Raw genomic sequence first — 12615 nt, 5'->3', positions numbered from 1 at the left:
CGCGGTTATGCCGGGAACCAGCTTCGTTGCGGCAGGCTCTGCACGACCGGCCCGGGCACCTGGTCGTGCAGGCGGCCGACCACCATGCCGCCCTCGATCTTGGCGGGGCGATCATGCACCGGCAGCAGATAGCGCGAGCTGGAGAGCAGCTTCTTGATCGCGGCCTTCTCGGCGCGCTTGCTGGTGCCATGGTTGCCGGTGGTGCGCGGCTCGGCGTCATGGATCTCGTTGAAGGGCGTGACGATCTGGTCGTTGAAATCGTAGATCACATCACCGCAGATCGTGGCGATGCCGTCGGTGGTGTGGACGTGGATGTTCATCGAGCCTTCGGTGTGGGCGTTGGCGGCGTCGCAATAGACGCCGGGCATCAGCTCGACAGGGCCGGTGATCTCGAGGTCGAGGAAGCGCAGCGCGCTCTTGGTGTGCAGGCGGTCGATCAGGTGCTTGATGTCGGGCGCGGGATATTGCGGATGCATCAGGCCGGAGACCGAATATTCCAGCTCCTTGCGGTTCAGGACGACGGTCGTGTTCATCGGGAACAGGTCGTCCTTGCCGGCATGGTCGATGTGCAGATGGGTGTGGCAGACGAAGCGAACGTCGCCCATCCGCACGCCGTGGCGGGCGAGCTGGTTCTCGATCATGTTCTCGTGGAACTGGAGGCCGCGCATGCCGAGCGTCTCCATGATCTGGTTGGAGCGGTAACCGGTGTCGACCAGCACGGGGTAGGGGCCGCCGAGGATCAGGAAGCCGAGCGTCAGCACGCGGCGGGTGCGGCCGCAATTGTGCCCGAGCACGAGGAAGCTCGATTCCAGCTCGATATCGCCATAGTCCAGAATCTTGATCTCCAACGGCATCGCTCTCCCTCCAAATTCGTGTTCGTTGTCGTGTTCGTGCCCGCGGCGCGGCTATGGCTCCAGCCGATAGACCCGCGCCGCCGTCGTGCCGAAGATCGCGGCGCGCTGCTCCCGGCTGAGCCGCTCGGCGGCCGCCTTGAAGGCATCGACGAGATCGCGGTAGCTGGTCCACAACTTCTCGATCGGAAAGTTCGAGCCGAACAGGCAGCGCTCCGCACCGAAGATCGCGACCGTGTCGGTCATGACGCCGGCGATATGCGCGGCATCGTTGCGATGGATGAAGGTGCCGAGCCCGGAGAGCTTCGCCACCACGTTGGGACATTGTGCGAGCCGCGCCATGCCGGCGCGCCAGGCGGCACGGCCTTGCGGCGACAGATCTTCCAGCATGCCGGCATGTTGCAGGATGAACGTCACATTGGGGCAGGCGGCGGCGAGCGCGGCAGCGTCGGCCATCTGCGGCGCGAACACCTGCAGGTCAAAGCTCCAGCCATAGTCGGCGAGATGGCTGATATTGCGCCGGATTGCCGGATCGGTGCAGAGATCGGGCCGTGCCGCGAAGCGGTAGAGCGGGTTCTCGTGCCAGTGCAGCTGCATGCGCACGCCGCGCACCAGCGGATAACGCTTCAACCGGTCCAACTGCGGCCGGACGTCGCCTGAGGAAAAATCGGCATAGGCGACGAGGGCGTGCGGCCAGCCGTGTTGATCCGCTGTCTGCTGCACCCAAGCCGCCTCATCCTCGAACTGGCCGTTGGGCCAGTTGGTCTGGACGTAGACCGAGCGGGTGACTCCGGCGCCCTTGAGGTCGTCGAGATATTCCTCGATCGGGTAGTCGCGGCGGATCGGCTCGTAGGGACCGAAGATGCGCGGCTGCATCGGGCCGGACAGCCAGGCGAGATCGGCCTGACGCCAGATGTGATGATGTCCGTCGACAATGCCAGTCACGCAGCTCTCCTTGTTCCGAGCGACAGCAGATGCGCGACCACAGCCGCGCTCGATCCGCCGTCCACGAGATCATCGACGAAGCGCTGGATCGCGATCAGCGCCTCGGTTTGCGGCTTGAAGCCGGGCGACGTCGCAAGCGGCGTCAGCCAGCTCACGCGCCAGGCCCGGCGCGATAGCTTTGCCACCGCATCGCGCAGCGCCGCCGGATCGCCGCGTTCGAGGCCGTCGGAGACGATCACGACAGCTGCGCCGCGGGCGTATCCGCCGAACCGCGGCACCGCGAGGAACGCTTGCAGCGCGTCGCCGATCCTTGTGCCGCCGTCCCAGTCGCTGACCAAAAACGAGGCCGCATTCAGCGCTTGCTCGCGCCGCTTCAGCCGCAGTGCAGATGTGACGCGGGTCAGCCGTGTGCCGAAAGTGAACACCTCGACATTGCCGGCCGCCTGCACCAGCGCATGCGCGAGCCGCATGTTCTCCTCGGTGCGCGCCTTCATCGAGCCGGAGACGTCGATCAGGAACAGGATCTTGCGCGGGCGCTGGCGGCGGCGCATGCGTCCGAGCCGTAGCACCTCGCCGTCATTGCGCACGCTGTCGCGCAGCGTGCGGCGCAGATCGGCGAACGGGCCGCCGCGCGCACGTCGCCGACGGTGGCCGCGTCGTCGCGGCAATCGGCGTGCCGCTTCGCGTGACAATTGGCGCAGCGGATCGCTGGTCGGGACTTGCGCAAAACGGCGCTCGACCAGCGCTTCGGCCCGCGCCGCGGCGAGGCCGGATTCATTGGCTTCGTCGGCGAGCGGCGGCTCGTCCTCGCCGCGACCTTCCTCCTGCAGGCGGACGGTCTCCTCGTCTTCGCCTTCGGCCTGCTCGATGGCATCAGCGCCGCGGAAATGGATGTCGAACAGCCGGTCATAGGTCGCGCGGCGCTCCGGCGGCGGCGCCAGCGTGGCAAGGCCGGCCCGGCGGATGTGCTCCAGGCTCCGTGGCCCGAGCAGTTCGATCGCCGCCAGGAAGCTCGTCGTCTGCTCCGGCGCGACCGAGAAGCCGTTGGCGCGCAGCAGCGCGACAAAGGTGACGAAGATCCGCGCGGCGCGCGGCAGCTTGAGCTCGTCGCTCACGCGGCTGCCTCCGCGATGATCGCATCGAGCCGGGGCGAGATGAAATGCAGGTCCTCCTCGTCCTTCAGTGCGACGCCGATCGAGCGCTTGAACGCGTCCGGCCAACGCGCGCCGCCCTTGTTGAGCAGGGTCGCGGCCTCCGCCCAGTCGACCGCCTCGGCAATGCCCGGCGCCTTGCTCAGCGGCTCGCGGCGCAGACGGCCGACCGCGGCGACCACGGCGCGGGCGGTGGCTTCGGCGACGCTGGAGGCGCGCATCATCACGATGCGGGCCTCGCGTTCGGCGTTCGGGTAGTCGATCCAGTGATACACACAACGCCGCCGCAGCGCCTCGTGCAAATCGCGGGTCCGGTTCGAGGTCAGCACCACGACGGGATGCTCGGTGGCGCGCACCGTGCCGCGCTCCGGGATCGAGATCTGGAAGTCGGAGAGGAATTCGAGCAGGAAGGCCTCAAACTCCTGGTCGGCGCGGTCGATCTCGTCGATCAGAAGCACGGTCGCATCAGGCGCGCGCAGTGCCGCGAGCATCGGACGCTCGATCAGGAAGGATTCGCCGTAGATGTCGATGCTTTCTTCGCCGGCCTGCCGGATCGCCAGCATCTGGCGCGGATAGTTCCACTCATAGAGCGCGGCGGCGGCGTCGATGCCCTCATAGCATTGCAGGCGGATCAGCCTGCGGCCGAGCACGGCGGCGATCGCTTTCGCCGCCTCGGTCTTGCCGACACCCGGCGCGCCCTCGAGCAGCAGCGGCTTGCCGAGCGCGAGCGAGAGATAGGAGGCCGTCGCGATGCCGTCGTCGGCAAGGTAATAGGCCGCGCGCAGCGCCCTCTCCAGCGCCTCCGGGCTGTCGATGCCGACGATGTTGCTGCGGACCGGCATGGAAAAGACCTCAGCGCCGCGGCTGCGGCCGCGCGCCGCCCTGCGCCTTGATCGCGCGCAGTACCTTCTCCGGCGTGATCGGAAGATCGTCGATCCGCACTCCGACCGCGTTGAAGATCGCATTGGCGACCGCAGGCAGCACCGGGTTGGCGCACATCTCGCCCGGCCCCTTGGCGCCGAACGGGCCGTCGGGCGCCGGGCGTTCCAGCACCGCGATGTCGTGCGGGCAGATGTCGCCGGGCCCCGGCATCAGATATTCGACGAAGTCGCGCGGGCCATGCACCGGCTCCGGATAAAAGGGCTCCGGCGTTTCATAGAGCGCGTGGCTGACGCCCATCCAGGCGCCGCCGACCAGCTGCTGCTCGACCAGCCGCGGATTGAGCGCGCGGCCGAGCTCATAGGCGGAATCCATCCTGACCATGTCGACCTCGCCGGTCTCGTCGTCGACCTCGACCTCGGCGACCAGACAGGCATGCGCGTAACACGTCGCCGGCGACATCTCGCCGGTCTCGGGATCGACGTCGGACAGCGGCACCAGGAAGATGCCGCGGCCGGAGATGGTCTTGCCCTGCTTGAATTGGGCGGCGATCGCGACGTCCTTGGTCGAGATCGAGCGGTGCGGCGCGCCCTTGACGTGGATGTTGCCGCGGCCGTCGGTCTCGAGATCGGCGGCATTCACCTCCAGCTCCTCGGCGGCCGCCTCCATCATCACGCCGCGCGCCTCCCGCGCCGCCGCCATCACCGCGTTGCCGACGCGATGCGTGCCGCGCGAGGCGAACGAGCCCATGCAGTGCGGCCCGGTGTCGGAATCGGCGGTGTCGACATAGACGTCCTCGACCGGCACGCCGAGCGTCTCGGCGCAGATCTGCCGGGTCACCGACTTCATGCCCTGGCCGAGATCGATCGAGGACAGCGCGACGGTGAACTTGCCGCTCGGGTTGGAATGCACCAGCGCCTGGCTCGGATCGCCGCCGAGATTCATGCCGATGGGATAATTGACCGACGCGATGCCGCGTCCGCGATGCCGGGTCATGGTCAGCGCCTCCTGGTGCCGAAGACGGAAGAGAAGCGGATGGCGCCATGCGACGGCGCGCTCGGCCGCGGCGGCGGTGATGACGGTGGCGGCGACGAGGGCGGCGGCGGTGGCGGCGGCTCGCGGGTTGCAGCCGGCGCGCGGTCATACGTCGTGCGCTGCTGCGACAATGCCGTCGGCGGCGCCTGCGTCTCGCGCGGGGTCGGCGTCACGGCAGCCCGCGCGCCGCCTCCATCCTTGCGCGACGACATCCGCTTGAAGTCCTCGCGGAGCGGCCATTTGGCCTTCTCGGCGGCGACCTGCACGCATTCGATCAGCGCGGTGTTCTTGGCCTCGCGGCGATGCGCCTTCATGTCGCCGTCGCGATAGGCATTGAGGATCCGGAACTCCATCGGGTCCATGCCGACGAGATGGGCGAGCTTGTCCATCTGGCATTCGATCGCGAAATCCATCGCGGTGACGCCGAAGCCGCGCATCGCGGTTGCGGGCGTCCGGTTGGTGAAGACGCAGTAGACGTCGCCGTGGACGTTGGGGATGGTGTAGGGGCCGGGCAGATGCGCCGCGCATTTCACCGCCGCATAGCTCGATAGCCGCGTATAGGCGCCGCTGTCGAAATAGGCGCGGACCTTGCGGGCGACGACGCGGCCGTCGCGCATCACGCCGTCCTTGATGTAGATCCGCTCGGCGCCACGCGGCGGGCCGTACTGCATCTCCTCCTCGCGGCCGAACACGTAGCGCACCGGCCGTCCGGTCAGCATCGCGCCGAGGATGCAGAGCGGCTCGGTCAAGGTATCGACCTTGCCGCCGAACCCACCTCCGACCGTGCCGCCGATGAAGTGGAAGGTGTTGGACGGCACGTCGAGGATTTTTGCGCAGGTGTCGACCGAGAAGAACAGCGCCTGCGTCGAAGTGTAGACGATGTAGCGGCCGTTGGTGTCGGGTGCCGCGATCGAGCCGTTGGTCTCGGTCGGCGCGTGCTCGATCGGCGACATCTGGTAGCGCTGCTCCAGCACATGGTCTGCAGTGGCGAGCGCGCGGTCGGCATCGCCGAAGCGCAGCTGCTGGCGATCATAGGTCTCGTGATAGGTGAAGGTGTTCTTGGGATAGACCTCGTTGACCACGGGCGCGCCCGGCTTCAGCGCGTCCTCGACGTCGAACACCGCCGGCAGCACCTCGTAGTCGATCTTGACCTTGGCGATGGCCTCAAAGGCCTCGCGCGGGCTGTCGGCGACGATGGCAACGATCGGCTCGCCCTTATAGCGCACCTTGTCGACCGCGAGCGACGGTTCGTCATCCTTGCCGAAATTGATCAGCGAGAGCAGCGTGTTCAGATTGCGCGGCACATCGGAGGCGCGGATCACCCGCCGCACGCCCTGCGACCGCTCGGCCTCCGAGGTGTCGATTCGGCGCAGCCGTGCGTGCGAATGGGCGCTGCGGACCACCTTCAGATGCAGCATGCCCTGCAGCTTGTGGTCGTCGAAATAGGGCGAGGTGCCGGTGACATGGCCGAGCATGTCCTGGCGCTGCGTACCCTTGCCGATTTCCTTGAGGTTATCGTCGCGCTCGTCGGCGAAGAGGTCCTTGCGCAATTCCAGCATGGCACTGTTCCCTTACGCGCGGGCCCGGCCGCCGGAGGCGGCAGCCAGCACGGCGTTGATGATCGGCTCATAGCCGGTGCAGCGGCAGATATTGCCGGAGATCGCCTCGACCACTTCGGCGCGGCTCGGCTGCGGATTGCGGTCGAGCAGCGCCTTCGCGGCCATCAGCATCCCGGGCGTGCAATAGCCGCATTGCGCGGCGAAATTGTCGGCGAAGGCGCGCTGCAGCGGGTGCAGATTGGGGCCGTTCTTGATGCCGTCGAGGGTCTCGACCGAGCGGCCGGCGACCGTCTCGGCCAGCGTCAGGCAGGAGAGATGCAATTCGCCGTCGATCAGCACGCTGCAGGTGCCGCAGCCGCCCTGGCCGCAGCCGAATTTCGGCGTCATGTCGCCGATCAGCTCGCGCAGCGCGACCAGGAGGTTGGTGCCGCCGTCGACGAAGATCGCGACGTCGCGGCCGTTATGCAGGAATTGAAGTGCAGTCTTGGCCATCGCGATTATTCCTGACCGGACAACAAACGCTTGAGATGCACGCCGACGATCTCGCGGCGATACCAGGCGCTGGCGAGCGCATTGTCGCCGGGCGACGTGCCTTCGACCGCTGCTGCTGCGGCCGCGCTGATCGTGGAGGTATCGAGCGCGCGGCCTTCCAGCGCGCGTTCGGCGGCGCGGGCGCGGATCGGGGTCGGCGCCATCGAGCCGAGCGCGACGCGGGCGCCGACGATCCGGCCGCCGTTGAGCGGCAGATGCGCCGCCAGCGTGATGACAGCGCCGCCCTTGGGCTTGATCCGCGCGATCTTGCGGTAGCGGAAGGCGTCAGTGCTGCCGGGCTTGGCGAAGGAGATCGCCAGCACCAGCGTGCCGGTCTGGCGGTCGCGCGATTGCAGGAACTCGTCGATCGGGATCTCGCGGCCACCGAGGCCGCCCTGCACCGATACCATGGCATCGAGCGCGAGCATCGCGACGGTGAAGTCGCCATAGGGCACCGGCGCGAACAGATTGCCGCCGACCGTGCCCATGTTGCGCACCGCAGGTCCGCCGATCGAGCGGGCCGGGCCGTGCAGGAAGGCGAGATCGCGCTCGGCCAGGATGCGCGCAAAGGTGACGCCGGCGCCGAGCGTGATGCGCGAGCCCGAGGCGTCGATCCGCGTCATCGCGTGATCGCTGGCGCGCACGATTGTCGAAATCGAGATGTCGCCCTCGTTCAGCGCCCGCATCACCAGCGTGCCGCCGCCGAGATAGCGGGCGCTGCGATCCGACGACAGCGCCGCTGCGGCGTCGTGGCTGCTGGTGAAGGTCTTCACCGTGACTGGCATGATGTCCTTCCCCGCTTACGCGGCCTCCTTCAGATGCCGGCGGATGGCCTCGAACCCGGCCTGGTAGATATCTTCTGCGACCATCTGCGTGATCCGGTCCCTGTCCTCGGTCCGGGTCGTGAAGCGCGATTCCCAGTGCCAGAAGGTGCGGTCGCCGTCGGTGACCGGCAGCAGGCGGACATGCGCCACGTAGTTGAACATCGGGATCGGCGTATCGAGCAGGCAGTAGCTGAACGATTGTTCGAGGTCGGATAGCGCCAGCAGCTGCTCGCGCAGCTCGGCGCCGTCCTTCAGCTTGAAGCGCCTGACGCAGCCGATCTTGTCGGACGGCTGCGCGCGCTCGATACCGCTGCTTGCGACGGCGGGATGCCAGCGGTCATGGCCGTTGAAATCGCGCAGCACGGCCCACACCGTATCGGTCGGTGCATCCAGGATCGTGCTTTTGACGATATGCGGCACGGTCAAAATCCAATATCTGCGGTTTTGACGTATCGAGCCGCCTGCCTCACCTCTCCCCAGCGGGGAGAGGTCGGCGCGTAGCGCCGGGTGAGGGGGCACAGGTCCCACGAGGGTCCGCGACCCCTCACCCGGATCGCATCTGGCGATGCGATCCGACCTCTCCCACAAGGGGAGAGGTGGACCGTCTGCTCGGAGATATCTGATCTATACATTCCGCTATCCCCCGAACGCCCGCTTCAGCGCGTCGAACCCGCCCTGGAACACGCCGCCGCCGATATTGTTGACGAGCTCGGTCTCGCGCTCCGGCGCGCAATCGAACTCGGCGATCCATTCCAGGAAGGTCTGGTCGCCATCGGTGACCGGCGTCAGCCGCAGGGTGGCGACGTAGTTCTCGACGCCCATCGGCGATTCCAGGATCGAGTAGGTGCAGAACATGTCGTAGTCGGACAGCCCGAGCAGCTTCTCCCTGATCCGGTCACCGTTGCGCAGGCGGAAATCCCTGACGCAGCCGATCTTGTCCGAGGGCTCGCCGCCCTCGATCCGGCTTTCCGCGATCGCAGGATGCCAGTTCGGCAGCCCGTTGAAGTCGCGGACGCGGGCCCAGACCCGGTCGTTGCGGGCGTTGACGACGGTGGAGACGTAAACCCGTGCCATGGCGTGCGCTCAATCCTTCTTGCGCGGCGTGCGCTCGGGGCGCGCCGGCTCGCCGCCGCCCTCGGGCGCCGCCGGCTTGGCGTCGCCGCCGCTCTTGCGTGCGGAATCCTTGATGCCCTGCATGTCGCGGGCCTCGCGGATCAGGCCGGGCATCTTGGCGAGGCTGCCGCCCTCGACGCCGATGTCCGACAGGATCGAATCGATCAGCGGCGCCTGCACGCGGTAGCGCAGCGCCGAATCGATCACCTCGTCGGTGGCGCTGCGGCCATTGCCGCCGCCATTTCCGTTGCCGTTGAGGCCGTCGACCTGGAGGATGCGGATGCCCTCGATCTTCTCCATCGGCTTGACGCTCTCGCGCACGATGCCCTCGATCCGGTCGAGCAGCTTGCGGCGGAACAGCGAGTAGCGCGCCTGGTCGGTCAAGACGTTCTCGGCTTCGTTGAGCAGGCGCTGCGCCTCGGCCTCGACCGCCGCGCGGACGCGTTCGGCTTCCGCGGCGATCCTGGTTTCCTCGGCCTGCTTCTCGGCCAGCAGCACCTCGACCGTCTTGCGCCGTTTCGCGATCTCGCTTTCGCGCGCCGTGACGACGCGCTCGGCAGCTTCCGTCGCGCGGATCCGGGCATCCTCGGCCGCGGCGCGCGCCGCGGATTCCTCCAGCGATTTCTGATGCAGCGCGATGGCCTTCTCCATCAGCGCGGTCTCGACGTCCTTCTCGCGGTTGACCTCGAGCTTGCGCAGCTCGCGCTCGCGGCCGATGCGGGCCTCGTCCAGGCCCCGGTCCGAGGCGATCCGCGCGCGCTCGACCTCCTCGCGGGCGACGATCTCGGCCTCCTGCAGCGACTGGTTGCGGGCCACCTCGAGCTGCTCGATGGCACGGCGCCGCTCGATCCGGGCTGCCTCCAGCGCCTGCTCGCGCGAGACGTCTGTGGTGTCGATGTCCTTGCGCGCCACGATCTCGGCCTGCCGGACCTGCCGGTCGGCGTCGATCCGCTCGGAGCGCTTGGCGGCGAGCGCGATCACGCGCTCCTCGTCGGCAAGCTCGATCGCCCTCTTCTGGTCGATGTTGAGAACTTCGCGGGTCCTGGAGGAGGCGATGCGCTCGCTTTCCAGCGCCAGCTCGACATCGATGCGCTGCCGCTCGACGGCGTCGCGGCGCTTCAGCTCGGCGGCTTCGATCGCCCCGGTGCGCTCGATCTCGAGCCCGCGGGTCTCCCGTTCGGCGCGGATGCGCTGCGCGGCGACCGACTTCTCCTGGGAAATCCGCGCCGCCTCGATCGCCTCGCGCGAGGCGATGTCGGCTTCCTCGATCGCGCGGGTGCGGGCGATCTCGAGCGCCCGGACGTGTTCTTCCTGCGCGATCCGCGAGGCCTCGGTGGCTTCGCGCGCGCTGATGCCGGCGATCTCGACGGCCTGATTGCGCTCGATCTCGAGCTTGCGCGTGGTGTGATCGGCGGCGATGCGCTCGGCAGCCAGCGTCTTCTCTCTGATGATCCGGGCGGCTTCGACCGCCTTCTGCGCCTCGATCTCGGCTTCCTGGATGGTGCGGACCTGCTGGATCTCCAACGCCCGCGTGCGCTCGTCGGAGGAGATGCGCTCGACATTGACCGTCATGGTCTGAGCGATGCGCGCCTTCTCGGTGGCCTCGCGGGCGGCGATCTCGGCCTCGTCGACGGCGCGGGTGCGCTCGATCTCGCGGCGGCGGGTCTCTTCCTCATTGGCGATGCGGGCGTCGGTGACGACGCGGTCCTGCTGGATGCGGGCCTTCTCGATCGCCTCGCGGGCGGCGATCTCGGCCTCCTCGACCGTACGCATCCGCTCGATCTCGCGCTGCCGCACCTCGCGCTCGGACGCGATACGGGTGGTGTCAACCGAGCGCTGGTTGGCGATCCGGACCCGCTCGATCTCCTCGCGGGCCAAGAGCTCCTTCTCCTCGACCGCACGGGTGCGCTCGATCTCCTTGTGCCGCGTCTCGCGCTCCGAGGCGATGCGGGCTTCGGTGATGGCCTGCTCATTGGCGATGCGCGCCTTCTCGATGGCTTCGCGCGCGGTGATCTGGGCCTGCTCGGCCTCGGTCTCGCGCAGCGCGCGCTCGCGGGCGACCTCGGTGCGCTGCAGGGCGCGGCGCATCTCGATGTCGCGCTCCTGCTCGAGCCGGGCGGTCTCGCTCTCGCGCTCGATCTCCAGCGCCTGCCGCTCGGCCTCCAGATTGCGGGAGCGGATCTTGATCATCGAGTCCTGCTCGATGTCGTTGCGCAGCTTGCGCTTGGCCTCGATGTCCTCCATCAGGCGGGTCAGACCTTCGGCGTCGAAGCGGTTCGAGGGGTTGAAATATTCGAGATCGGTCTGGTCGAGATCGGTGATCGCGACAGATTCCAGTTCGAGGCCGTTCTGCGCCAGCGCTTCGGCCGCATTGGCCTTGACGCGCGCGACATAATCGCCGCGCTGCTCGTGCATCTGCTCCATCGTCATCTCTGACGCAACCGAACGGATCGCGGAGATGAACTTGCCGGAGAGCAGGGTGTGGAGCTGCTGCGGCTCCATGGTGCGGCGGCCGAGCGTCGCGGCGGCGATCGAGACCGCCTCGCGGGTCGGCTGAACGCGGACATAGAAATCGGCCTCGATGTCGACGCGCATGCGGTCGCGGGTGATCACGGCGTCCTGGCGGGAGCGCACGATGCCCATCGGCAGCACGTTCATGTTGACCGGCGTGTAGTCGTGGATGAACGGCAGCACGAAGGCGCCACCATTGATCACCACCCGCTCGCCCATGAAACCGGTGCGGACGAAGGAGACTTCCTTCGACGAACGGTGATACAGCCAGTTCACGACATAGACGATGATGACGATCGCGACGATCGCGACGATGAGCCAGAGGATCAATTCACCGACCAGCATCCCCGACATCTCTTCCTCCCTTGGTCACGGCGGCTCTAGCGCGCGCCGATCGCCTTAAATTTGCGAACCTGTTCCGTCAGCGCCCGCTCGACCGGCAGGCGCTCCATCGAGGAGGCGCCATAGAAGCCGTGGCAGTTGCGGGTCTGCTTCATGATGAAATCGGCATCCGCCGGGTCCGCGATCGGACCGCCATGCGCGAGCACGATGATGTTCGAATTGACGCTGAGGGCGGCCTCGGCCCAGGCCTCGATGCGGGCAGGGCAGTCTTCGAGCTTTGGCGCAGTCTGCGCGCCGATCGTGCCGCCTGTGGTCAGGCCCATATGACAGACGATGATGTCGGCGCCGGCGATCGCCATCGCGGTCGCCTCCTGCTCGCTGAACACATAGGGCGTGGTCAGCATGTTCTTGTCATGCGCTTTCGCGATCATGTCGATCTCGAGCGCATAGGACATCCCGGTTTCTTCGAGATTGGCGCGGAAGATGCCGTCGATCAGGCCGACGGTCGGAAAGTTCTGCACGCCGGCAAAGCCGAGCGCCTTGAGCTGGTCGAGGAACACGTCCATGTCGCGGAACGGATCGGTGCCGTTGACCCCGGCGAGCACCGGCGTGTTTGTCACGACCGGTAATACTTCGCCGGCCATTTCGACGACGATGGCGTTGGCATCGCCATAGGGCATCAGTCCGGCGAGCGAGCCGCGGCCGGCCATGCGGTAGCGGCCGGAATTGTAGATCACGATCAGGTCGACGCCGCCGGCCTCCTCGCATTTTGCCGATAGGCCAGTGCCGGCGCCGCCGCCGACGATCGGCTCGCCGCGGGCGATCATGGCGTGAAACTTCTTCAGCAGCGCCGCGCGTTCAAACCTGGGCATGG

General features: G+C 67.5%; 12 protein-coding genes. All 12 read right to left on the bottom strand.

Annotation, left to right across the window (positions count from 1 at the left end; genetic code table 11):
• Positions 1-5 precede the first annotated feature (5 nt).
• The 12 genes from FBZ93_RS18610 to FBZ93_RS18555 all read right to left on the bottom strand — a co-directional run bounded on the left by FBZ93_RS18610 (position 6) and on the right by FBZ93_RS18555 (position 12613).
• Entirely contained in the window at positions 6-854 is an 849-nt protein-coding gene (locus FBZ93_RS18610) for an MBL fold metallo-hydrolase (RefSeq protein WP_146987326.1), read from the bottom strand.
• 51 nt (positions 855-905) lie between these two features.
• Positions 906-1796, bottom strand: a complete 891-nt coding sequence (locus FBZ93_RS18605) for an amidohydrolase family protein (protein WP_146987325.1) — start codon at positions 1794-1796, stop codon at positions 906-908.
• Positions 1793-2911: a vWA domain-containing protein gene (locus FBZ93_RS18600; protein WP_146987324.1), complete on the bottom strand. Its 1119-nt coding sequence runs from the start codon at positions 2909-2911 to the stop codon at positions 1793-1795. The genes FBZ93_RS18605 and FBZ93_RS18600 overlap by 4 nt, the downstream gene beginning before the upstream one ends.
• Positions 2908-3789, bottom strand: coding sequence for an AAA family ATPase (locus FBZ93_RS18595; protein ID WP_146987323.1), 882 nt, complete (start codon positions 3787-3789; stop codon positions 2908-2910). Before FBZ93_RS18595 ends, FBZ93_RS18600 begins: the two co-directional genes overlap by 4 nt.
• 10 nt (positions 3790-3799) lie before the next feature.
• Positions 3800-4822 carry a xanthine dehydrogenase family protein molybdopterin-binding subunit gene (locus tag FBZ93_RS18590; protein WP_146987322.1) on the bottom strand — a complete coding sequence of 341 codons (1023 nt, stop codon included), beginning with the start codon at positions 4820-4822 and terminating at the stop codon, positions 3800-3802.
• Positions 4823-4824: 2 nt separating this feature from the next.
• Positions 4825-6420 carry a xanthine dehydrogenase family protein molybdopterin-binding subunit gene (locus FBZ93_RS18585; protein ID WP_146987321.1) on the bottom strand — a complete coding sequence of 532 codons (1596 nt, stop codon included), beginning with the start codon at positions 6418-6420 and terminating at the stop codon, positions 4825-4827.
• A gap of 12 nt (positions 6421-6432) precedes the next feature.
• Positions 6433-6912, bottom strand: a complete 480-nt coding sequence (locus tag FBZ93_RS18580; protein ID WP_146987320.1) for a (2Fe-2S)-binding protein — start codon at positions 6910-6912, stop codon at positions 6433-6435.
• A gap of 5 nt (positions 6913-6917) precedes the next feature.
• Positions 6918-7736 (bottom strand): FAD binding domain-containing protein, encoded by an 819-nt coding sequence (locus tag FBZ93_RS18575; RefSeq protein WP_146987319.1) that lies wholly within the window; start codon positions 7734-7736, stop codon positions 6918-6920.
• Positions 7737-7751: 15 nt separating this feature from the next.
• On the bottom strand, positions 7752-8195 hold the full coding sequence (locus FBZ93_RS18570; protein ID WP_146987318.1) for an SRPBCC family protein: 444 nt from the start codon (positions 8193-8195) through the stop codon (positions 7752-7754).
• Positions 8196-8411: 216 nt separating this feature from the next.
• Entirely contained in the window at positions 8412-8849 is a 438-nt protein-coding gene (locus FBZ93_RS18565; protein ID WP_146987317.1) for an SRPBCC family protein, read from the bottom strand.
• Between the two features lie 9 nt (positions 8850-8858).
• Complete coding sequence (locus FBZ93_RS18560) at positions 8859-11753, bottom strand: flotillin family protein (RefSeq protein WP_146987316.1); 2895 nt, start codon at positions 11751-11753, stop codon at positions 8859-8861.
• A 26-nt stretch (positions 11754-11779) separates the two neighbouring features.
• Positions 11780-12613: a phosphoenolpyruvate hydrolase family protein gene (locus FBZ93_RS18555; protein ID WP_146987315.1), complete on the bottom strand. Its 834-nt coding sequence runs from the start codon at positions 12611-12613 to the stop codon at positions 11780-11782.
• Between the last annotated feature and the right edge of the window lie 2 nt (positions 12614-12615).

This window comes from Bradyrhizobium macuxiense (assembly GCF_007993935.1).
Taxonomy (GTDB): Bacteria; Pseudomonadota; Alphaproteobacteria; order Rhizobiales; family Xanthobacteraceae; genus Bradyrhizobium; species Bradyrhizobium macuxiense_A.
The sequence above is the reverse complement of the archived record's forward strand: the minus strand, read 5'-3'. Positions and strand labels throughout refer to the sequence as shown.